At 66.9% G+C, this 21,314-nt stretch carries 19 protein-coding genes and 1 riboswitch; of the genes, 14 read left to right on the forward strand and 5 right to left on the reverse strand.

The genetic code is table 11. The annotated features are described in order from the left end of the window. Positions 1-128: 128 nt before the first annotated feature. Together ACEN9K_RS07970 and ACEN9K_RS07975 are read left to right on the forward strand one after the other, a co-directional pair. On the forward strand, positions 129-632 hold the full coding sequence (locus ACEN9K_RS07970; protein ID WP_134164504.1) for a GNAT family N-acetyltransferase: 504 nt from the start codon (positions 129-131) through the stop codon (positions 630-632). A 46-nt stretch (positions 633-678) separates the two neighbouring features. Then, on the forward strand, positions 679-1,059 hold the full coding sequence (locus ACEN9K_RS07975; RefSeq protein WP_056390984.1) for a RidA family protein: 381 nt from the start codon (positions 679-681) through the stop codon (positions 1,057-1,059). Positions 1,060-1,072: 13 nt separating this feature from the next. On the opposite strand, the gene ACEN9K_RS07980 is transcribed toward ACEN9K_RS07975, so the two are convergent. Next, complete coding sequence (locus ACEN9K_RS07980; protein ID WP_018771890.1) at positions 1,073-1,735, reverse strand: response regulator; 663 nt, start codon at positions 1,733-1,735, stop codon at positions 1,073-1,075. Further along, entirely contained in the window at positions 1,728-3,497 is a 1,770-nt protein-coding gene (locus ACEN9K_RS07985) for a sensor histidine kinase (protein WP_495635514.1), read from the reverse strand. Before ACEN9K_RS07985 ends, ACEN9K_RS07980 begins: the two co-directional genes overlap by 8 nt. Positions 3,498-3,733: 236 nt before the next feature. Here ACEN9K_RS07985 and ACEN9K_RS07990 point away from each other — a divergent pair, with 236 nt between their 5' ends. The 5 genes from ACEN9K_RS07990 (at position 3,734) to ACEN9K_RS08010 (ending at position 9,575) form a co-directional block, all read left to right on the forward strand. Then, complete coding sequence (locus ACEN9K_RS07990; RefSeq protein WP_268002847.1) at positions 3,734-5,230, forward strand: CitMHS family transporter; 1,497 nt, start codon at positions 3,734-3,736, stop codon at positions 5,228-5,230. Between the two features lie 146 nt (positions 5,231-5,376). After that, on the forward strand, positions 5,377-5,673 hold the full coding sequence (gene gatC / locus ACEN9K_RS07995; RefSeq protein ID WP_268002848.1) for an Asp-tRNA(Asn)/Glu-tRNA(Gln) amidotransferase subunit GatC: 297 nt from the start codon (positions 5,377-5,379) through the stop codon (positions 5,671-5,673). Between the two features lie 2 nt (positions 5,674-5,675). Continuing rightward, a complete protein-coding gene (gatA, locus tag ACEN9K_RS08000) occupies positions 5,676-7,250 on the forward strand; it encodes an Asp-tRNA(Asn)/Glu-tRNA(Gln) amidotransferase subunit GatA (RefSeq protein ID WP_495635515.1) in 1,575 nt (524 codons plus the stop codon). Then, positions 7,250-8,758 carry an Asp-tRNA(Asn)/Glu-tRNA(Gln) amidotransferase subunit GatB gene (gene gatB / locus ACEN9K_RS08005; protein WP_018771894.1) on the forward strand — a complete coding sequence of 503 codons (1,509 nt, stop codon included), beginning with the start codon at positions 7,250-7,252 and terminating at the stop codon, positions 8,756-8,758. Before gatA ends, gatB begins: the two co-directional genes overlap by 1 nt. 190 nt (positions 8,759-8,948) lie before the next feature. Continuing rightward, positions 8,949-9,575 carry a DUF5666 domain-containing protein gene (locus ACEN9K_RS08010; RefSeq protein WP_495635516.1) on the forward strand — a complete coding sequence of 209 codons (627 nt, stop codon included), beginning with the start codon at positions 8,949-8,951 and terminating at the stop codon, positions 9,573-9,575. 48 nt (positions 9,576-9,623) lie between these two features. Here ACEN9K_RS08010 and ACEN9K_RS08015 read toward each other — a convergent pair whose 3' ends face one another. After that, positions 9,624-10,535, reverse strand: coding sequence for a LysR family transcriptional regulator (locus tag ACEN9K_RS08015; RefSeq protein ID WP_018771896.1), 912 nt, complete (start codon positions 10,533-10,535; stop codon positions 9,624-9,626). Between the two features lie 130 nt (positions 10,536-10,665). On the opposite strand from ACEN9K_RS08015, the gene tdh reads away from it, so the two are divergent. From tdh to ACEN9K_RS08045, 6 genes are all read left to right on the forward strand, one after another. Further along, positions 10,666-11,712, forward strand: a complete 1,047-nt coding sequence (tdh, locus tag ACEN9K_RS08020; protein WP_134164499.1) for an L-threonine 3-dehydrogenase — start codon at positions 10,666-10,668, stop codon at positions 11,710-11,712. An 8-nt stretch (positions 11,713-11,720) separates the two neighbouring features. After that, positions 11,721-12,917, forward strand: a complete 1,197-nt coding sequence (locus ACEN9K_RS08025) for a glycine C-acetyltransferase (protein WP_134164498.1) — start codon at positions 11,721-11,723, stop codon at positions 12,915-12,917. Positions 12,918-12,957: 40 nt separating this feature from the next. Next, positions 12,958-14,073 (forward strand): NAD(P)/FAD-dependent oxidoreductase, encoded by a 1,116-nt coding sequence (locus ACEN9K_RS08030; protein ID WP_495635517.1) that lies wholly within the window; start codon positions 12,958-12,960, stop codon positions 14,071-14,073. A gap of 11 nt (positions 14,074-14,084) precedes the next feature. Then, positions 14,085-15,296, forward strand: coding sequence for an imidazolonepropionase (gene hutI, locus ACEN9K_RS08035; RefSeq protein ID WP_495635518.1), 1,212 nt, complete (start codon positions 14,085-14,087; stop codon positions 15,294-15,296). Between the two features lie 100 nt (positions 15,297-15,396). Beyond that, positions 15,397-16,185 (forward strand): DeoR/GlpR family DNA-binding transcription regulator, encoded by a 789-nt coding sequence (locus tag ACEN9K_RS08040; protein WP_018771901.1) that lies wholly within the window; start codon positions 15,397-15,399, stop codon positions 16,183-16,185. A gap of 111 nt (positions 16,186-16,296) precedes the next feature. Next, a complete protein-coding gene (locus tag ACEN9K_RS08045) occupies positions 16,297-17,076 on the forward strand; it encodes a CPBP family intramembrane glutamic endopeptidase (RefSeq protein WP_056391015.1) in 780 nt (259 codons plus the stop codon). 45 nt (positions 17,077-17,121) lie between these two features. On the opposite strand, the gene ACEN9K_RS08050 is transcribed toward ACEN9K_RS08045, so the two are convergent. Then, on the reverse strand, positions 17,122-18,753 hold the full coding sequence (locus ACEN9K_RS08050; RefSeq protein WP_495635519.1) for an HNH endonuclease signature motif containing protein: 1,632 nt from the start codon (positions 18,751-18,753) through the stop codon (positions 17,122-17,124). A 189-nt stretch (positions 18,754-18,942) separates the two neighbouring features. Beyond that, positions 18,943-19,581, reverse strand: coding sequence for a VOC family protein (locus tag ACEN9K_RS08055; RefSeq protein ID WP_026266126.1), 639 nt, complete (start codon positions 19,579-19,581; stop codon positions 18,943-18,945). 219 nt (positions 19,582-19,800) lie between these two features. After that, positions 19,801-19,915: riboswitch (SAM riboswitch) on the forward strand. A 43-nt stretch (positions 19,916-19,958) separates the two neighbouring features. Here ACEN9K_RS08055 and ACEN9K_RS08060 point away from each other — a divergent pair. Beyond that, entirely contained in the window at positions 19,959-21,281 is a 1,323-nt protein-coding gene (locus ACEN9K_RS08060) for a bifunctional o-acetylhomoserine/o-acetylserine sulfhydrylase (protein ID WP_495635520.1), read from the forward strand. Positions 21,282-21,314 lie beyond the last annotated feature (33 nt).

Below are 21,314 nucleotides of genomic sequence, written 5' to 3' on the forward strand. Positions count from 1 at the left end.
GCAACACCGGCACTGCCCACTGGTACTGCACTGGTACTGCACTGGTACCGCTCACCGGTTCTGATAGTTCGATCACGGAAAGCGCGTTTCCGCCGGAACCGGGGCCGGGCCGCCACTACCATTGACGGGTGCAGCAGCAGCCAACCATCCGTCCCGCCGTCGAAGCCGACTTCCCGGCCATCGCCCGGATCACCGGCGACTCCTATCTCTCCGCAGGCTACTTCGACGACCCCGCCCATCCGTACATGGTCAAGATCATGGACGTTGCTGAACGGGCCCAACAGGCCACCATCTGGGTAGCCGAACGGGAGGGAACCGTCATCGGCTCCGTCACGCTGGCGCTCGCCGGGGAACCCTACGCGGACATTGCCCTGCCGGACGAGCTGGAATTCCGCATGCTGGTAGTGGACCCTGCCGTCCAGCGCAGCGGCGCCGGCCGGGCCATGGTGGAGGCAATCATCGATTATGCCCGTACCCTTCCAGGCATCCGCGCGGTGGCCCTGACCACGGGGAAAGACTGGGAAAGCGCGCACGGCCTGTACCGCAGGACCGGCTTCCACCGGGTGGCTGAACGGGACTGGTTCGTTCCCGGAACCGACACAAAACTGCTGGTTTACCGGCGCGACCTGTAGCAGCCCTACAGTGGTGGCGACCCATTCCAGCTTTGAAAGGCCACCCATGCGCAAAACCTTCGGCAGCGGATCCGTCTGGGAACAGACCCTCGGCTACTCCCGTGCCGTCCAGGTGGACGACACCCTCTACATTTCCGCAACCGCGGCAAGCGGTGACGACGGGATCGTGGGGGACGACTTCTACACCCAGACCCAGTACATCCTGCAGAAACTCGGCAAGGTCCTGGCCGACGCCGGCTTCGGCTACGAGGACGTTGTGCAGTCCAAGCTGTACCTGACGGACATCAGCAAATGGGAAGAGGCCGGCCGGGCGCACGGCGAGGTGTTCGGTGACATCCGCCCCACCCTCTCCCTGGTCCACGTGCTGCCGTTCCTGGATCCGAAGATGCTTGTCGAGATCGAACTCGTCGCCCAGAAAGCTGCCTGACGCTCTCCCTGGATTACCGCGCCGGCAGGCCGTACCGGTGTTCCGGCCTGCCGGTGGTGCCGTAGCGGAGCTGGATGTCCACCGCGCCGTCGTCGGCCAGGGAGGACAGGTACCGCTGGGCGGTTGCCCGGGAGACGCCCACCCGGGAGGCCACTTCCGCGGCCGAGTACTGCTCACCGGGGGCCAGGGACTCCAGCACTGCCGCTTCGGTGGCGGAGCGGGGTTTCGACGACGGCGTGACATCACCCGGAATCAGGGAACGTTTTGCACGTTCCACCGCCTCCTGGTCCAGTGCCCCCGGCTGGCCCAGGAGGCGCCGGTACCGGGCATAGGAGCGCAGCTGCTGGGACAGCGACTCCGCAGTGAAGGGCTTGAGCAGGTATCCCAGCGCTCCCCGGCGGAACGCCACCCGGAGGGACGAGGCATCGGAGGCGGCGCTGAGGATGATGGTGTCCACATCCAGTTGCTGCAGCAGGTCCAGGCCCGATGCATCCGGCAGGTACACGTCCAGCAGCACCAGGTCCGGCCGCAGGCTGTGGATGGCCTGCAGTGCCAGGGAGGCAGTGCCCACGGGCGCCAGCGCCAGGAACCCTGCCACCGAGTCGACATACGTTGCGTGGAGCTTGGCCACATGGAAGTCGTCGTCCACGATCAGGACCCGAAAATCGTCAGCCATTCTCATCCTTTCCGGCTGCCCCCGGGGTTGCGGCGGCGGGCTTTCCCGCCGTCGTCTGCGGAAGGGTCGCCATGAACACGGCGCCCGGCCCGCCCTTGGTTCCGCGCTCCAGCACTTTCACGTCGCCGCCGCGGCGCCGTGCCAGCTGGCGCGCGAGAGCCAGTCCGAAGCCCTGTCCGCCACCTGCCCGGACAGGGCCGGAGGCCGTGGTGAAACCCTCGGCAAACACGCCCTCCGCGTCTGTGCCTTCTGCCAGCCCGTCACCCGAGTCCGCCACCACGATATGCAGCGTTCCGCCGTCGTCGGCCGGCTCATCCAGGACCTCAAGCTCAACCCAGCGCTCCGTTGATGACCCGGCAACGGCGGCGTTGACGGCGTTGTCGATCAGGTTGCCCAGCACCGTGGTCACGTCCTGGGCTTCGGTGACCTGCCCCCTGACCAGGGTCTCCGGGCCGATGCGGAGCGCAACGCCGCGCTCGTCCGCCTCCACGCCCTTGGCGCCGACGAAGGCCTGGAGATACGGGTCCTGTAACAGTTCCGCCTGGTCCACCGGGAACTTCAGCGGACCGGTGGCGGCCAACCGGGCAAGGTAGTCCCGTGCCTCCTGGTGCTGCCCGATGCCCAGGAAGCCGGCCAGGGTGTGCAGCTGGTTGGCGAACTCGTGCCGCTGGGCACGCAGTGCGGTGGACATGGTTCCCACGGCGTCCAACTGGCGGGTCAGCTGCTGCAGCTCGGTGCGGTCCCGCAGCATGATCACCCAGCCCAGGTCCTCCCGGTGGTGCAGCGCCTTGCGGGCGTTCGCCACCAGGACCCGGCCGCCGGCCACCAGTTCCAGCGCATCCACGGCCGGACCGGCGGCGCCTGGAACTGCCACAGCGCCTGGAACTGCCACAGCGCCGGCCGCGGTCCGCGTAAGGGACTTCAGCTGCTCCGGAACCGGGGCATCCTCCCACCGGGTGCCGGACAGATCCGGCAACTCCAGCAGGCGCTGCGCCGCGGCGTTGAAGACGCTCACCCGGCCGTCGGCACTGACGCCGATGACGCCGTCGTCCACGCCCTGCAGCACCGCCACCTGGTCGTGGACCAGCGTGCTGATCTCTTCCGGCTCCAGGCCAAGGGTGAGCCGCTGCAGGCGGCGGCGCAGCAGGAAGGACCCCAGGATCCCGGCCAGCAGGGCACCCGCGGCCGTCAGCGCCACCGGCCCGATGTCGCGGGCCACGCTCTGGGCCACCGTCTCCATGGAGTAGCCCACGCTCACCTCACCCACCACCGTGGTGCTGCCGGGCGCATACACGGGAACCTTGGCGCCCGCGGAGGGGCCCAGGGTTCCGGTGTTCCGGGTGGTGATTTCCTGGCCGGACAGCGCCTCGGACGGGTCCGTGCTGACTTTCTCACCCAGCCGCTGGGGATCGGGATGGGCCAGCCTGATCCCGGTTTCGTCGGTGATCACCACGAACAGCGCTCCGGTCCGGGTCCGCGCTGCCTCGGCTGCTGACTGGAGCGGCCCGGCCAGAAGCTCGCCGGGCGGGGGAGTGCCGGGCTGTTCACTGATGGCCAGCACGTCGGCCCTGACCTGCGGATCCGAGGCAACGGTGCGCGCCAGCGTCAGGGCCTGGTTTTCGGCGTCGCTGCCAACCCGGTCGTACGTCAGCCAGGCATGCACGGTGGCGCTGAGCAGCACCACCAGCAGCACCACCGCCAGCTGCAGCAGCAGCGTCTGGGTGGAAAACCGCAGCGGCGGCCGGGGTGCGGAACGCTGCATTCATCCTCCTTGACGGTGTATTGGCAGTGTATTGGCAGGGGTGTTCTTGCGTAGGATGCGGGTGCGGCCGAGCCGGTGGTTTCAGCGCATCAGGCCCGTGAGCACAATGAGCAAAATGCTCCCAATAAGCAGTATGCCAATCAATTGAGCCAAAGGCACTGCCGTGACGGACGCCACCCTACAGTCTGTAGCACGCATCACAACGCTGTGGTGCTGTTCACAAGAAGGAGCCGGCTGTGCTGGTAATACTTGGATTCGCCATGATCGCGGTATTCATGGTGCTGATCATGACGAAGAAGTTGACGCCAGTGCTGGCGTTGATCATTGTCCCTACTGTTTTTGGCCTTTTTGCCGGCGCCGGCCTCGGCATCGGCAACATGGTGATGGACTCCATGAAGTCCATGACCTCCACCGCGGCGCTGCTGATGTTCGCCATCATCTACTTCGGCCTGATGATCGACGTCGGGCTCTTTGACCCGCTGGTGAAGTTCATCCTCCGCAAGCTGGGCAACGACCCCGCCAAGGTTGTCCTGGGCACCGCCATCCTGGCGGCCGCCGTGTCGCTGGATGGCGACGGGTCCACCACGTTCATCCTCACCACGGCCGCCATGCTGCCGGTCTACCTGCGCCTCAAGATGAGCCCCGTGGTCCTCACCTGCGTGGCCGGCCTGGCCAACGGCACCATGAACATCCTGCCGTGGGGCGGCCCCACCGCCCGCGCCGCCACCGCCCTGAAGATCGACGTCAATGACGTCTTCGTCCCCATGATCCCGTCCCTGGTGGCCGGCCTGGTGGTCGTGTTCGCCTTCGCCTGGCTGCTGGGCCTGCAGGAGCGCAACCGCCTCCGTGCCACCGCTCCGGAAATCTGGGGCGTCCCGGAGACGGCGGCAGGGTTTGACGGAATGTCCGACGGCGGTGCCTCCGCCGGCGGAACCGGCGGCACGGGTGCCGGAACCGGCCGCGGACGCCAGGGCAACCCCGGCGGAGCAGCCCCCGCCGTCGACGGCTCCCCGGCAGGATCCTCCGTGGCCGTACTGGACCGCGCCGACACCCTCCTTGAGGACAGCGGCGCCGGACTCACCGACACCGCCCTTGACCCGAACCGCTCCACCCTTCGCCCCAAGCTGTTCTGGTTCAACCTGGCCCTGACCGTCGCCGTCATGGTGGTGCTCGTAGCCAACATCATCCCGCTGCCGTTCGTCTTCATGGTGGGCGCCGCGGTCGCCCTGCTGGTCAACTTCCCCAAGGTCAAGGACCAGGGCGCCCAGCTGATCGCCCACGCCCCCTCCATCGTTGCCGTCGTCAGCATGGTCATGGCCGCAGCCGTCCTCACCGGCGTCCTCAAGGGCACCGGCATGGTGGAAGCGATGTCCGCATGGCTCGTCCAGATCATCCCGTCCTCCATGGGCCCGTTCATGGCGGTCATCACCGGCATCCTGAGCATCCCCATGACGTTCTTCATGAGCAACGACGCCTTCTACTTCGGCGTACTGCCGGTGCTGAGCGAGACCGCCGCCCACTACGGCGTTGGCGCCGCTGACATGGCCCGTGCCTCCATCACCGGCCAGCCGTTCCACCTGCAGAGCCCGCTGGTCCCTGCCATCCTGCTGCTGGTTTCGCTGGCCAAGGTGGACCTCGGTGACCACCACAAGAAGGTCCTGTGGCGCACTGCCGTCATCTCCCTGGTAATGCTCGGCGTCGGGCTGCTGACTGGAGCCATTGGTATCGGTTAGTCTTTAGCTGCCCGCGCTCCTGTCCCCGAGGCAGGACCGGGTAAGTAAGGTGCCCGTCTGACGCCCGCTGGGGGCCGTCAGACGGGCATCTGCGTTTCCGCACTAGACTGGATCGGAAAACAATCCGAACTTTGCAGGGGAGATCCATGGCTGCGATCAACCGTGACGACGTCGCGCATCTCGCGCGGCTCGCTCACATCGAGATGAGTGCCCAAGAGCTGGACAGGATGGCCGGCGAGCTCGCCGTCATCGTCGATTCGGTCAAGTCCGTCAGTGAGGCCGCCGGGGATGACGTCCCGGCCACGTCCCATCCCATTCCGCTCACCAACGTGTTCCGCGACGACGTTGTTGGACACACCTTCACGGCGGAACAGGCACTCTCCGGCGCCCCGGATTCCGATGACAACCGTTTCAAGGTCCCGGCCATCCTGGATGAGGCATAACCATGACTGAACACAACACCGCCGGCACCAGCGCCGACACCCTGATCCGGCTGTCCGCCGCGCAGCTGGCCGAAAAGCTCCACGCCGGCGAGGTCACCGCCGTCGAAGTTACCCAGGCCTACCTGGACCGCATCGCCGCCGTCGACGGCAAGGTCAACGCCTTCCTGCACGTCAACGCCGAGGAAGCGCTCGCCGTCGCCGCCGAGGTGGACGCCATCCGCGCCGCCGGCGGTGCTGAGGCCCAGGCCCTGCACGTCCTGGCCGGCGTCCCCATCGCCGTCAAGGACCTCATCGTCACCATCGGCCAGCCCACCACTGCAGGGTCCAAAATCCTCGAAGGCTGGCACAGCCCGTACGACGCCACCGTGGTGGAGCGCCTGCGCGCCGCGAAGATGCCCATCCTTGGCAAGACCAACCTGGACGAATTCGCCATGGGCTCCTCCACCGAGCACTCGGCCTACGGCCCCACCCGCAACCCCTGGGACCTGGACCGGATCCCCGGCGGCTCCGGCGGTGGCTCGGCTGCGGCGGTTGCCGCCTTCGAAGCGCCCCTCGCCCTGGGAACGGACACCGGTGGCTCCATCCGCCAGCCCGGTGCCGTCACGGGAACCGTTGGCGTGAAGCCCACCTACGGCAGCGTCTCCCGCTACGGTGCCATCGCCATGGCCTCCTCGCTGGACCAGATCGGCCCGGTCACCCGCACCGTGCTGGACTCCGCCCTGCTGCACCAGGTCATCGGCGGCCACGATCCCCGCGACTCCACGTCGCTGCCGGACCCCTTGGCAGACCTCGTGGCTGCCGCGAAGACCGGCAACGTCGATGGCCTGCGGATCGGCATCATCAAGGAACTTCACGGCGAGGGTTACCAGGCCGGCGTCGAAAACCGCTTCAACGACGCCCTGGAGCTGCTCAAGGATGCCGGCGCGGAGATCGTGGAGGTCTCCTGCCCCAACTTCCAGTACGCCCTGGGCGCCTACTACCTGATCATGCCGTCCGAGGCCTCCTCCAACCTGGCCAAGTTCGACGGCGTCCGGTACGGCCTGCGCGTCCTCCCCGAGGACGGGCCCATGACCATTGAACGCGTCATGGGTGCCACCCGCGCCGCCGGGTTCGGCGACGAGGTCAAGCGCCGCATCATCCTGGGCACCTACGCCCTGTCCGCCGGCTACTACGACGCCTACTACGGCTCGGCCCAGAAGGTCCGCACCCTGGTGCAGCGGGACTTTGACGCCGCCTTTGAACAGGCCGACGTCCTGATTTCACCCACCGCCCCCACCACGGCCTTCCCGCTCGGGGAAAAGCTGGACGATCCGCTGGCCATGTACCTGAACGACGTCGCCACCATCCCCGCCAACCTGGCAGGTGTTCCCGGCCTGTCACTGCCCGGCGGCCTGGCCGACGAGGACGGACTTCCCGTCGGCATCCAGCTGCTGGCCCCGGCCCGCGAGGACGCCCGCCTTTACCGGGTTGGCGCGGTCCTGGAATCGCTGCTCGAAGCCAAGTGGGGCGGCCCGCTGCTGGCCCAGGCTCCCGACCTTGCCGCAGCCGGTACCCTCGAAGCCCAGGAGGCAAAATAATGAACACCGAGGCAATCCTGAGCTTCGAAGAGGCCATGGAGAAGTACGACCCCGTCCTGGGCTTTGAGGTCCATGTGGAGCTCAACACCAAGACCAAGATGTTCTCCTCCGCACCCAACGTTTTCGGCGACGAGCCCAACACCAACGTCAACGAGGTGGACCTGGGCATGCCCGGCGTGCTGCCCGTGGTCAACAAGACGGCGGTGGAGTCCTCCATCAAGATCGGCCTGGCGCTGAACTGCAAGATCGCCGAATCCTGCCGCTTTGCCCGGAAGAACTACTTCTACCCGGACACCCCCAAGAACTTCCAGACCTCCCAGTACGACGAGCCCATCGCGTACGACGGCTACCTGGACGTGGAACTGGAGGACGGCACCGTGTTCCGCGTGGAGATCGAGCGCGCTCACATGGAGGAGGACGCCGGAAAGCTGACCCATATGGGCGGTGCCACCGGCCGCATCCACGGCGCCGACTTTTCGCTGGTGGACTACAACCGTGCCGGCGTCCCGCTGGTGGAAATCGTCACCAAGCCCATCGAGGGCGCCGGCTCCCGCGCCCCGGAACTGGCCAAGGCCTACGTGGCCGCCATCCGCGAGATCGTCAAGAACCTTGGCGTCTCCGATGCCCGCATGGAACGCGGCAACGTGCGGTGCGACGCCAACGTCTCGCTCCGCCCGCACGGCCGGGAACGGTTCGGTATCCGGTCCGAAACCAAGAACGTGAACTCGCTGCGCGCCGTCGAGCACGCCGTCCGCTACGAGATCCAGCGCCACGCCGCCGTCCTGGACTCCGGCAATCCCGTTGTCCAGGAGACCCGGCACTGGCACGAGGACACCCGCACCACCACGTCGGGCCGGCCCAAGTCGGACGCGGACGACTACCGCTACTTCCCGGAACCGGACCTGGTCCCCGTGGTGGCGTCCCGTGAATGGGTGGAGGAACTGCGCGCCACGCTGCCAGAACCGCCGGCCGAGCGCCGCAAGCGGCTTAAGGCCGACTGGGGCTATTCTGACCTGGAATTCCGCGACGTGGTGAACGCCGGCGTCCTGGACGAGATCGAGGAAACCATCGCGGCCGGCGCGTCCGCGTCCGTGGCCCGCAAGTGGTGGATGGGCGAGATCGTGGGCCGCGCCAAGGCCGCCGACGTCGACCCCGGCCAGCTGGGCGTCCAGCCTGCCACCATCGTGGAGCTCAACCGCATGGTGGAGGCCGGCAAGATCAACAACAAGATGGCAACGGAAGTGCTGGACGGCGTGCTCGCCGGCGAAGGCACCCCCGAAGAGATCGTCGAGAAGCGCGGACTCGCCGTGGTTTCCGACGACGGCCCCCTCCTGGAAGCCATCGATGCCGCACTCGCTGCCCAGCCCGACGTCGCGGACAAGATCCGCGGCGGTAAGGTCCAGGCCATCGGCGCCATCGTGGGCGGGGTCATGAAGGCCACCCGCGGACAGGCCGACGCCGCCCGAGTCCGGGAACTGATCCTGGAGAAGCTGGGCGTCACCGTCTAGCACTCCGATACCCAACTGGGTCGCAGCAGATGTCGTTTTGAGCGCTGATAACGACATTAACTGCGACCCAGTTGGGCTTTAAGTACTCAGGTGCCGCCGGCTGAAAGTACCCGTGGCTGCGCGTCCGCGGCGGACTTACACTTGAGCCCACGGGGCGCTGGTGCCCCGGCGGCGTGCGGGAGGAACAACCATGGTGGCAAGGGAACCGATGAGGGCGCGCAAGGCATTGCTTGCCGGGGCAGTGGCACTGGCGTTGACGGGTACAGGGACGGCCCTGGCGTGGTCCGCCACGGGCACGCCGACGCCGTCGCCCTCGCAAACGGCACCAGGCAAAGACACTGCACCCGGCAAAGACTCTGCACCCGGCCAGCAGGACAAGAAGGACCAACAGGACAAGCAGGACAAGAAGGCCCAACGTCCGCAGGCACTCCACGGCGAGGGCGTGGTCAAGAGCGCCGACGGCACGTTCCAGACCGTCCTGGAACAGCGTGGGACGGTGGAATCGGTCAGCGATTCGGCCATCACCGTCAAAAGCGAGGACGGCTACTCCCAGACCTACGCCGTCAACGCCGATACCAGGATCACCATGTTTCCAACAGGCGACGACGGCCAGCGGCTTAAGCCGACGGACGGAACCACCGCAGACATCGCCGCCGGGGACACAGTACGCATCTCCGGCACCAAGGACGGGGACAAGGCAGCAGCCAAACGGATCGTGAAGGGTGCCGGTGACGGGCCTGGCCTTGGATTGGGACGCGGCCACGGCCTTGGACACAAGATGGGCAACGGGAACCACCAGGACGACGAAGGGGCATAGCGTCCGGTTGCCCCTTGAGCTGCCCCTCCAGCGCGGGTTGAGCCCAGGTCAGCCCTGCCGCACCAGCCCGGCCATGATGTCCTCCAGCGCCTCGCAGACCATCACCACCGCCCGCCGTTTCAGGTTTTCCGGCCTGGCCAGCAGGTCTATCCTGCGGCGCGTGCTGATGCCTTCCAGGGGCCGCAGCACAATGCCCGGATTCAGGACCGGCCCTGCCGTGTACCTGGGCAGCAGCCCCACCACGCCGCCCGCGGCCACGAGCGCCGCCACCGTGAAGTAGTCGTTGATGCGGTGGACGATGTTTGGCTCCCGGCTGGACACGGCAGCGACGGCAGACAGGACATCGGCGGGGGAGTAGCCGGGGTGGCTGGTCACCCAGGCCTCGGCGCCGACGTCGTCCGCCGTGACCGTATCTTTTTGGGCCAACGGGTGGCCGGCGGGCAGTGCCACGTCCAGGGGCTCGTGCGCCAGCGGGATCACGGCCACACGTTCCGCGGGCCAGCGGGGACTGTGGTCCATGCGGTGCGCCAGGACCAGGTCGTATCGGGCGGTGAGGGCAGGGAAGTCCTGCTGGGCAACATCCTCATCGGACAGTTCGATCCGGGGGTGTTCCGGCCGGTCCAGCATGCGCGCCAGCGGCGCGAACAGCGCCTGCCCGGCACTGTGGAAGCCGCTGAGCGTCACCCGGCCGGCCGGCGAGTGGTGGTAGGTGCCCAGGGCTCCGCGGGCGTCGGCCATGGCGCTGACGACGGCGGCGCCTGCGTCGGCGAGCACCTGGCCGGCTTCCGTAAGCACCAGGTTCCGGCCCTCCTTGCGTGTCAGCGGCACCTCGACTGTTCGCTGCAGGTGGGCCAGTTGCTGCGAGACCGCAGACGGGGTCACCATGAGGGTGTCTGCTACGGCCTTCACGCTCCCCAGGGCGCCCAGTTCACGCAGGATCTCCAGCTGATGTATCTCCACCCTGCCAGTCTAATCATTAGCAATTCCTAAATCGTTGATTGAGAAAATTCCTGTTGTGCTAACGCTTCGCCGAGGCTTCAATGAGGAGGACAAGACCTCCAGATCTGAATGCCAAGAAGTAAGGACGCCAATGAAGGCCCTGTACAAGCCCGGCCCGCAGGCCGGTTTCGAACTCGTCGACAGGCCCGAGCCGGAGGCCGGTCCGGCGGACGTGAAGATCCGGGTCATGACCACCGGGATCTGCGGCACGGACCTGCACATCCAGTCCTGGGACTCCTGGGCCCAGGGGATCATCGAAGCGCCCCTCATCGCCGGCCACGAGTTCTACGGCGAAGTGGTGGAGGTGGGCGAAGACGTCCGCGAAGTCAAGGTTGGCGACAGGGTCTCCGGGGAAGGCCACGTTGTGTGCGGCATTTGCCGGAACTGCCGCGCAGGACGCCGCCAGATGTGCATCCACACGGTCAGCGTGGGGGTCCAGCGCGACGGGGCTTTCGCCGAGTACGTGGTGATCCCCGAGACCAACGCGTGGGTCCACCACGACCCCTCCGTCACGCCCGAACTTGGCGCCATCTTCGACCCCTTCGGCAACGCCGTGCACACCGCACTGAGCTTCCCGCTGGTGGGGGAGGACGTCCTCATCACCGGGGCCGGCCCCATTGGCCTGATGGCAGTCGCCGTCGCCCGCCACGCCGGAGCCCGCAAGATCGCCATCACCGACGTCTCCCGGCCCCGGCTGGACCTGGCCCGGCAGCTCGGGGCCGACCTCGCCATCGATGTCTCCACCACCCGGGTCCGCGACGCCCAGCGCGAGCTCGGCATGCGCGAAGGCTTCGACGTCGGAATGGAAATGTCCGGCCACCCCTCCGCCCTGCCTGAGATGATCGACAACATGAACCACGGCGGCCGGATCGCCATGCTGGGGCTGCCCAGCCAGGAAATCATCATCGACTGGGGCAAGGTGGTCACCCACATGCTGACCCTGAAGGGCATCTATGGCCGGGAGATGTACGAAACCTGGTACGCCATGAGCGCCATGCTCTCATCCAACCCCGTGCTCCATGCGGGCATCTCCGCCGTGGTCACGGACACGCTTCCCGCCACGGACTGGGAGAAGGGCTTCGACATTGCCCGCAGCGGCGTGGGCGGCAAAGTAGTCCTCGACTGGACCCGACTGTAAGGAAACCCATGTACACCTCCATCAAGGACCAGCTTCGCGACGAGCTGGAGGAAATCCGCACCGCCGGGCTCTACAAGACCGAACGCAGCATCAGTTCGCCGCAGTCCAGCCACATCACCGCCGGACAGATCGGCGCGCCGGGTGCCGACGTGCTGAACTTCTGCGCCAACAACTACCTGGGCCTGGCCGACCACCCGGACATCATCAATGCCGCCAAGGCCGCCATGGACGAGCGCGGCTTCGGCATGGCCAGCGTCCGTTTCATCTGCGGAACCCAGGACCTGCACCTCAAACTCGAGGCCAGGGTTTCCGCTTTCCTGGGTACCGAGGACACCATCCTGTTCTCAAGCTGCTTCGACGCCAATGGCGGCGTCTTCGAATCCCTCTTCGGGTCCGAGGATGCGGTCATTTCGGACGCCCTCAACCACGCTTCCATCATCGACGGCATCCGGCTGTGCAAGGCGCGCCGCTACCGCTACGCCAACCAGGACATGGCCGAGCTCGAGGCCCGCCTGCAGGAGGCGCAGGACGCCCGCCGGAAGATCATCGTCACCGACGGCGTGTTTTCAATGGACGGCTACCTGGCTCCGCTCGAGGCCATCTGCGACCTCGCCGAAAAGTACGGCGCCCTGGTGATGGTGGACGACTCCCACGCCGTGGGCTTCATGGGCGCCACCGGCGCGGGCACCCCCGAACACGCCGGCGTGTCCTCCCGCGTGGACATCTACACCGGCACCTTCGGCAAGGCCCTGGGCGGGGCGTCAGGCGGCTACGTGTCCGGCCGCAGGGAGATCATTGCCATGCTGCGGCAGAAGGCGCGCCCCTACCTGTTCTCCAACTCGGTGGCTCCCGCCATTGTGGCCGCCACCCTCAAGGCTCTGGACCTGGTGGAAAACTCGGCCGACCTGCGCCGCCGTCTCTTCGAAAACGCCGAACTGTTCCGCCGCCGCATGACCGGGGAGGGCTTCGACCTGCTGCCCGGCGAACACGCCATCGTGCCGGTGATGTTCGGCGATGCCGTGATGGCCGCCAAGGTTGCCGACCGGATGCTGCAGCACGGCGTCTTCGTCACCGCCTTCAGCTTCCCCGTGGTTCCGCGCGGTGCCGCGAGGATCCGGGTGCAGCTGTCCGCCGCCCATTCAGCGGACGACGTCGAAGCGTGCGTTCGTGCCTTCGTCGCCAGCCGCGCCGAAGCAGCAGCCTGACGAAAGTTCCACCGGCCACGAACTCTGCAAGGATGGACGGATGGCAGCACATTACGATGTCCTGATCGTGGGCGGCGGCATTGCCGGCCTGTCCCTGGCCTCCGCGCTGGCCGGCCGCTGCAGCGTGGCACTGGTGGAGGCGGAGCAGGAGCTGGCGTACCACACGTCCTCCCGCTCCGCCCGGCAGCTGATCCCGAGCTACGGCCCTCCCGTGGTGCAGGAACTCACGCTCCGGACCCTGGAACTGATCACGGCGCGGGACGCGGAACTGCCGGAACCGGTCCTGACGCCGCGCAGCTTCATGCTGATCGGCTCCGAGGCCGATGTTGCCGCGGAATCCAGCGGGCACATGCAGCCCATCGCCGTTGACCGCGCGCTTGAGCTGTGCCCGGCCCTGCTCCCGGGAACCTTCGCCGCCGCCGGACTGGATACTGGCTCGTTTGGCTGCAACGCGCCCCTGCTCCTGGACACGCACCGCAAACAGGCACTCGAGGCCGGAGCCGATATCATCACCGGCGCACGGGTGCATTCCGCGCAACGGCTGGGTTCCGGATGGCAGGTAGGTGCCGGGGCCGAGGGCTTTGAAGCCGGCGTCCTGGTCAATGCAGCCGGTGCATGGGCTGATGAGCTCGCAGTTATCAGCGGCGTCGAGAAGCTGGGGCTGCAGCCGTACCGGCGCACTGCGGCGATTGCCGCCGTCGAACGCCCCCTGCCTGCCGCCACCCCGATGGTGGCGGCCGCGGACAATACCTTCTACTTCCGCCCTGACGGTGACGACGTCCTGGTTTCGCCGTCCGAAACCGTGCCCAGTGGCCCCGAGGACGCGCGGCCCCGGCCAGGCGACGTGGAGCGCCTGGTGGAAAAGCTGAACTCCATCACCAGCCTGGGGATCACGGGAATCCGCCGCGCCTGGACCGGCCTGCGCACTGAGGCCGCCGACGGGGTTCCGGTGGCGGGCTTCGATGCCGAAGCCCCCGGCTTCTACTGGCTCGTGGGGCAGGGCGGCTACGGCTTCCAGACCTCCGCTGCGATGGCTGAGCTGGCGGCTGACCAGATCCTCGCCGGCCAGGGAGCGTCCGGAGGTGCCGCCGCCGACGGTCCGGAATCCCGGACAGCGCGGGCCCTTGCTGCCAGCCGCTGGTCCATCCGACGCTGAAGAATGGTTCAATGAGCACCCTGATCACCAATATTGCCGAGCTGATGACCCAGGACCTTGAACACCGGGTCCTGAAGGACGCGGCGGTAGTGGTCGAGGGCGAACGGATCTCGTGGATCGGCGCCGCGGCCGAGGCCCCGGCGGCGGACGAAGCCATCGACGCCGGCGGCCGCGCCATGCTCCCCGGATGGGTGGACTCCCACAGCCACCTGCTGTTCGCCGGGGACCGTACCGCGGAATTCGAAGCACGGATGGCGGGGGAGGCGTACGCTGCCGGAGGCATCGCCGTCACCATGAACGCCACGCGTTCCACGTCGGACTTTGACCTCACCCGCCTGGCCATGGGCCGGGTTGCCGAGGCAGTCTCGCAGGGGACCACTTACCTGGAAACGAAGACCGGCTACGGCCTGGATATCGGGAACGAGGCCCGCAGCGCGCGTATCGCCGCCGGCGTGGCGGACCAAGTGACCTACCTGGGCGCCCACTTGGTTCCTGCCGGACAGGACCCGGAGGAGTACACAGACCTGGTCTGCGGACCGATGCTTGATGCCGTCCGCCCCTACGTCCAGTGGGCCGACGTTTTCTGCGAGGAGGGCGCGTTTACAGCCGAACAGTCCCGCCGCGTGCTGACGGCCTGCCGCGAAGCCGGACTGGGCCTGCGCGTGCACGGCAACCAGCTGGGTGAGGGCCCCGGCGTGCAGCTTGCCGTGGAGATGGCGGCCGCCAGCGTGGACCACGTCAACTACCTGGCAGGGCAGGACGTGAAGTCCCTTGCGGCTTCCTGGTCCGGGTGGGACCCCGCCACCGGCACAGGCGAGCGGGGCACTGTGGCCACCTGCCTCCCGGCCTGCGACCTCTCAACCCGCCAGCCGCTGGCCCCAGCCCGCACGCTTCTCGACGCCGGTGTGCAGGTGGCGCTCGCTTCCAACTGCAATCCCGGAACGTCGTATACAAGTTCCATGGCATTCTGCGTCACCACCGCCGTCCTCCAGATGCACCTGAGCGTGTATGAGGCCGTCCGCGCCGCCACCTATGGCGGCGCACTGGCGTTGCACAAGGAAAGCGGGCGCGATGCGGACGGTGAACGCGCCGTGGGGTCCATCGCCGTCGGGCACCGCGCCGACCTGCACCTGCTCAACGCCCCGTCCGCAACGCATCTCGCTTACCGTCCCGGCATGCCATTAACGTACGCTGTGTGGCGGGCCGGAGCCAGGGAGCGGTAGGTCCATACCGTTTTTTGATTGTTCCTGACTGTTTTCCTTGAGTTATAATCAGGAAACGTCATCGATCGTGGTGGCTGATGTACGGAAAGGCCCCGCTTGCATGACGCGCACTGACCGGCTGACCGCGATTCTTGACCTGCTGGCCAGAACCGGCCAGGTGGAGGTCGACGAGATTGTCAGCACCCTCAACGTATCCCCGGCCACCGCTCGGCGTGACCTGGACAGCCTCGCCAAACGCCGGCTGCTGACGCGTACCCGCGGCGGCGCCACCACCGGTGCCCTGGCCTACGACCTCCCCGGCCGCTACAACCGCGACGACCACGCCGAAGCCAAGGAACAAATCGCGCAGTGCGCCTCGGCGCTGATCCGGCCCGGCGCTGTGATTGGCCTGTGCGGAGGGACCACCAGCACAGCGCTCGCCCAGATCCTGGCCACCCGGGAAGACCTGAACGCCCCCTCCAACCAGCCCACCCTCACCGTGGTTACCAATGCCATCAACATCGCGGGCCAGTTGGCCGTACGGCCCAACATCAAGGTGATGGTGACCGGTGGAATCCTCAACCCGCGGTCCTATGAACTGGTGGGACCCTATACGGACATCATCATGCAGAAGGTGGTGCTGGACATCGCCTTCATCGGCGTCAACGGCATCGATCCCGAAGTCGGGCCCACCAACACGGGGGAGGGGGAGGCCTCCGTCAATGCGCTGCTGGCCAGCAGGGCCAGGGTGTCCTACGTCCTGGCCGATTCCTCCAAAGTGGGCGTGCGGGCCTTCGCCACCATGGACGGCTACAACTTCACCCGGCTGATCACCGATGCCGGCATCTCGCCCCGCGACAAGGCTGCCTTTGAAGCCAACGGCACGGAAGTGATTGTCGCGCCCGCCTGACCCGAACTGCCGGCACCGGGCTCCTCCGGCGGCGCACCGCTGCCCGCTTGTGACTGCGGACACCAGCCGCTCCATCAGGCCGGATCCAGAAACTGAAGGCAAGATGGGAACATGCTGGTTCCCTCCCGCCGTCGCCTTCGGCTCGAAGTATGGATCGTCCTGGGCCTGTCCCTGGGCCAGTCGGCTGTCTACTCCGTGGTGCAGCTGCTGGACAAGATGACACGTGCCCCGCTTGCCGAGGGCACGTCCACCCTGAACCGCTCCCAGAGCACCCGCGAATACTTCGACCTCACATATCAGCTGCTGGACATCATCTTTGCGCTGGTGCCCGTGCTGCTGGTCTTCTACTTCCTGACGGACCAGCGCCAGGCAGTGCCGGGCGAGGCGGGCAACTCCCGCTCTGCCTTTCAGAAACTGGGGTTCAATTTTGCCCGGCCCGGCAGGGATCTGCTCCAGGGCCTCGGACTGGCTGGACTGATCGGCATACCCTCGCTGGGTCTCTATGCGGCCGGCCGGGCGCTCGGAATTACCACCGCCATCATCCCCAGCGCCCTGGATGCCTATTGGTGGACCGTGCCTGTGCTCATCCTGTCCGCCATGCGGCACGCCGTGCTTGAGGAAGTCATTGTGGTGGGCTACCTCCTGGACCGCTTTGGCAAGTTCGGCTGGAGCATGCCGCTGGCCATTGCGGCGAGCTCCGTGCTGCGCGGCAGCTACCACCTTTACCAAGGCTTTGGTCCCTTCATTGGCAACGCCGTGATGGGCGTGGTCTTTGCCTGGCTGTACACCCGGACCCGCCGGGTCATGCCACTGGTCATCGCCCACGCCCTGCTGGATATCGTGGCCTTCGTTGGCTTCAGCCTGTTCGGCAAAGCCATGGGGTTGGGGTAGGACCCTGGACACCAGCCTGGGCGACTCCAGCCATGCTTGTTGCTGTCACATCAGCGTCAGCAGCAACGGCCAGTCTGCTTGTGGGTCTGGTGGCAACACGAAGGGTTTCGCGTAGAAGTCGTCCCAGAGGGCATCAGCAGCGCAAAGGTCCTCCGGGTCCAGCAGGTTGTCGCCGTCGGGTTCCTCCATTTCAAGCTCCTCCACTTCCGGATCCATTTCGGATTCCTCCATTTCCGGATCCGGCCAGGCTGGAACGGCGGCAAGCGGCACTATTCCTGGCGGCCAGTGGGTTGGTTGGGGGTCTTGGTGTTCGGGGTTGTAGTGGCGGCCTGTGGGTGAGGTCCAGCCGGGTGGTCCGTGTTCCGTCGCGGGATCCGGGTTCCAGGTGCGGGCGTGCTTCAAACGGTGATGTTTGGGGCAAAGCTGCGCCAGGTTCCGGACGGCTGTTCTGCCGCCGTGGTCCCAGGCTGTGCCATGGTCGGTGTGGTTGTCGGGGGTGTGGTTGGTGCAGCCGGGGAAGGTGCATTTTCCGTCCCGCATGCGGATCCATTGTTTGATGGTTTCGGGGAGCCGGTAGCGGGTGCGTCCGATCTCCAGTGGTGCCCCGTCGCGGGGGTCGACCAGGACGCGGTAGAACGACTCCGCCCCGTCCGCGACAAGCGTCCGCGCCATCGACGCCGGGATCGGGCCCAGGCCGTCCAGCACCGCCGGCTCATCGGTCAGCCCGAGCAGCGCGAACACCGGGACGGTGACCAGGACATCGGCCCGCGGGGTGGGGACCTTTCCAACATCACCGCTACTCCCGGTAGTTGTTCCCGCAGGATCACCCGTGGCCGTGGTGGTTCCTGCGCCGAGGAGGAGTGATGCTGCGATGTCGGGGCGGAGTTGGGTGAGGGTGCGGGGCTCGTTAGGGCCTTGGAGGCCGCGGGCGGTGGCGGTGGTGCGGTTCCAGATGGCGCAGGCGGTGTCGCCGGGGAGGTAGAGCGAGAGCCAGGCCATGCCGTCGCGGTCCGGGGTGTATTCCATCCGCCGGTCCGCGACGCCTTTGGCGTGGCGTTTTTCGAGGGTTTCGGGGTGGTGGCGTTCCCGCCAGGCGCGGACCTTGGCGCGGAACCGGGCAGGGACAAGTTCACCGGGCGCGGCGCCGCGGGCGGGGTTGGGGGCGGCGGGGTCGAAGAAGTGCGCCACCAAGGCAGCAGCCCCGTCAGGGGTGAGCCCCTCGGTTGCATCGGCGACAATCCTGGCATGCTGCCACGACACGGCACCGGCTGACAGGGCGCCCAGGAGCGGCGGCAGGGAACACACGAGCCGGGACTGTTCCACCAAAGCACCCGCGGCCGCCGAACTGACAGTCAGGACACCGGCGATCTCCTCCACCGTTGACGTCTCCGAAAACATACGCTCATTCACCGGGGCGTCGGGGGCAAGCAGTGCCTGCTGGATCTCGACCGCTTCTGCCGCGTCCAGGGCTTTCACCGCCGCGAGCTGAGCCTCGACCCGGGAGACTGCCTCCAGCCGTTCCAGCCGGAGCTCATACCGCCGCTGCAGCACATCCACGTCAGCGCCAACACCGGACCCGGCGGCAAGGAAATGATCCTCACGGTCCAGCGCATCGAGGGCAGCAACAGAGGCAGAAACACCCTCCAACACCACCCCAACATCCGTGCCGATTCCCATACCCACATCATCCAGCGAGGCACCGACATTCAGACCTGGATCGCAGCGATGTAGGAAGCAGCCACTTAAATGAATTCGGCCGCCATCGGGTAGTGACGCCGTTGTCACCACCTGATGGCGGCCGAAGCTGATCCGGGTACTGGCCCGGCGAACCCCCTCCCGGACATTCCGGGAGGCTGGGGTGGAGCGTCAGATGGTGACGGCTCCGTTGGCGGTTTCAAACGTGACCGACAGGATGCCCGGAGTTCCGTGCGGGGCGACCCACTCCACCGCAACGTCCTCAAGCGGCTTCTCCACCGGTTCACCCAGCCACTCGGTCACGCGGGACGCGGAGCCGGCGATGGTCAGGCAGCTCATCTTAAGGTTGCTGGGGTAGGCGTTGGACGGGTGCAGTGCCGGGTCGCCTTCCCACTTGAGCATGTACGGCACCTGGGGATCGGCGATAAGGCCAAGGATGCCAATCTGTTTCCAGACCAGCTCCCGGCCGTCCGGGAACTTGCGGTTGCCGTTCACCGCGGCGCGGCCAAGGCGTGCCTCGAACGGGGCGAGGTCGTCCACTTCGACGCACCAGCCCATCCAGCCACCACCGGCCGCGGAACGGGCACGCACTGCCTGTCCGAACGGTGCCTTGTCCGAAGCCGGGTGGTCCAGGACCTCTACGACTTCCAGGTACTTGTGCCCGGCGAGCGGGATGATCATATTCCGGGTTCCGAACCGGGGGTGCACCCCGCCCTTCACTGCCTCAACGCCGAGGGCAGATGAAATACGTTCGGTAGTGGCCGCGAGGCCATCTTGTTCACAGGCGTAAGAGACGTGATCCATGCGCATGGCAACATCTTGGCACTTTGTGATCCGGCTCTCAGCTAAGGGTACCCTTACTGGAAAGGCGGCCGGGAAAAGGGCCGGGAACATGGGCAAGAAGGACGACGGCGGCGTCCCCGGCCGGGTGCGGGGCGGCCCACCTGTGGCGGCTCGAAAGCCATGCAGGGCGACCTTGTTCGTCACAATGCTGTCCACGGCGACTACCCCGTTCCTAGACTGGGCGCAGGTCATGAGCGCCAGCGCCAAGCCCCGGCTCGCTGGCCGGCAACCCTCCACCCGCGGTGGGGTGCCCCGGGTGAGGACCTGGCTGTCCGGCAAGAGCCGGAAGCAAGCGCGGCCCGTACTGCCCCACGCATTCCGGGCCCACGTCAAAGGAGATTTGGATGTCCAACGGATGGTCTTTCGAAACCCGCCAGATCCATGCCGGCCAGGAGCCCGACAGTGCCACCGGAGCCCGCGCGCTCCCCATTTACCAGACCACGTCCTTCGTGTTCCCCAGCGCCGAAAGCGCAGCCAACCGCTTTGCCCTCGCCGAACTTGCACCCATCTACACCCGGATCGGCAACCCCACCCAGGATGCCGTCGAACAGCGGATCGCCAGCCTTGAGGGAGGCCTGGCCGCTTTGCTGCTGAGCTCTGGCCAGGCCGCCGAGACGTTCGCGGTGCTGAACATTGCGGAGGCGGGGGACCATATTGTGGCGAGCCCCAGTCTTTACGGCGGAACGTACAACCTGTTCGCCCACACCCTGAAGAAGTTCGGCATCTCGGTCACCTTCGTCCAGGATCCCGACAACCTGGACCAGTGGCGCGACGCCGTCCAGCCGAACACCAAGCTCTTTTTCGGTGAAGTGGTGTCCAATCCCCGCCAGGACGTCCTGGACATCGAAGGCATCTCGGAGGTGGCCCACCAGGCAGGCGTGCCACTGATCGTGGACAACACCCTGTCCACGCCCTACCTGATCCGCCCACTGGAGTGGGGTGCGGACATCGTGATCCACTCCGCCACCAAATACCTGGGCGGCCACGGCTCCGCAATTGCCGGCGTGATCGTGGACTCCGGCAAATTCGACTTCGGCAATGACCCTGAACGGTTCCCCGGCTTCAACACCCCGGACCCCACCTACAACGGCCTGGTCTACGCCCGCGACCTAGGCGCCGACGGTACACTGGGGGCCAACCTCTCCTACATCCTCAAGGCCCGCGTCCAGCTGCTGCGCGACCTTGGCTCGGCGGTTTCCCCCTTCAACGCCTTCCTGATCTCCCAGGGCCTGGAGACGCTGAGCCTGCGGGTGGAACGCCACATTGCCAACGCCACGGAAGTGGCGCGCTGGCTGGAAGGAAGGGACGACGTCGAATCCGTCGCCTACGCCGGGCTGCCCTCCAGCCCCTGGTACGAGCGTGGCCGCAAGTACGGGCCCAAGGGAACGGGCGCCGTCGTGGCCTTCAACCTTGCCGGCGGAGCGGAGGCGGGCAAGCGCTTCGTCGACGCCCTGGAGCTGCACTCCCACGTGGCCAACATCGGCGACGTCCGCTCCCTGGTCATCCACCCGGCGTCGACCACCCACAGCCAGCTCTCGCCGGAGCAGCAAGCGGTGGCCGGGGTGAATCCGGGACTGGTCCGGCTCTCTGTTGGCCTGGAGCGCATCGATGACATCCTGGCCGACCTGGAAGCGGGTTTCCGCGCTGCCAAAGGCGCCCAGAGCTAAAAGCGCGCCAGGGCTGACGCCGGGAGGGCCGGC

Source organism: Pseudarthrobacter sp. Pseusp20, from assembly GCF_059492155.1.

Coding starts and splice junctions, on each gene's coding strand:
- gatB (WP_018771894.1), top strand. CDS start 7,250: ATGAACACCGAGGCAATCCTGAGCTTCGAAGAGGCCATGGAGAAGTAC.
- gatA (WP_495635515.1), top strand. CDS start 5,676: ATGACTGAACACAACACCGCCGGCACCAGCGCCGACACCCTGATCCGG.
- ACEN9K_RS08055 (WP_026266126.1), bottom strand. CDS start 19,581: ATGCGCATGGATCACGTCTCTTACGCCTGTGAACAAGATGGCCTCGCG.
- ACEN9K_RS08040 (WP_018771901.1), top strand. CDS start 15,397: ATGACGCGCACTGACCGGCTGACCGCGATTCTTGACCTGCTGGCCAGA.
- tdh (WP_134164499.1), top strand. CDS start 10,666: ATGAAGGCCCTGTACAAGCCCGGCCCGCAGGCCGGTTTCGAACTCGTC.
- ACEN9K_RS08050 (WP_495635519.1), bottom strand. CDS start 18,753: ATGGGAATCGGCACGGATGTTGGGGTGGTGTTGGAGGGTGTTTCTGCC.
- hutI (WP_495635518.1), top strand. CDS start 14,085: ATGAGCACCCTGATCACCAATATTGCCGAGCTGATGACCCAGGACCTT.
- ACEN9K_RS08025 (WP_134164498.1), top strand. CDS start 11,721: ATGTACACCTCCATCAAGGACCAGCTTCGCGACGAGCTGGAGGAAATC.
- ACEN9K_RS07985 (WP_495635514.1), bottom strand. CDS start 3,497: ATGCAGCGTTCCGCACCCCGGCCGCCGCTGCGGTTTTCCACCCAGACG.
- ACEN9K_RS08030 (WP_495635517.1), top strand. CDS start 12,958: ATGGCAGCACATTACGATGTCCTGATCGTGGGCGGCGGCATTGCCGGC.
- ACEN9K_RS08045 (WP_056391015.1), top strand. CDS start 16,297: ATGCTGGTTCCCTCCCGCCGTCGCCTTCGGCTCGAAGTATGGATCGTC.
- gatC (WP_268002848.1), top strand. CDS start 5,377: ATGGCTGCGATCAACCGTGACGACGTCGCGCATCTCGCGCGGCTCGCT.
- ACEN9K_RS08010 (WP_495635516.1), top strand. CDS start 8,949: ATGGTGGCAAGGGAACCGATGAGGGCGCGCAAGGCATTGCTTGCCGGG.
- ACEN9K_RS07975 (WP_056390984.1), top strand. CDS start 679: ATGCGCAAAACCTTCGGCAGCGGATCCGTCTGGGAACAGACCCTCGGC.
- ACEN9K_RS08060 (WP_495635520.1), top strand. CDS start 19,959: ATGTCCAACGGATGGTCTTTCGAAACCCGCCAGATCCATGCCGGCCAG.
- ACEN9K_RS07980 (WP_018771890.1), bottom strand. CDS start 1,735: ATGGCTGACGATTTTCGGGTCCTGATCGTGGACGACGACTTCCATGTG.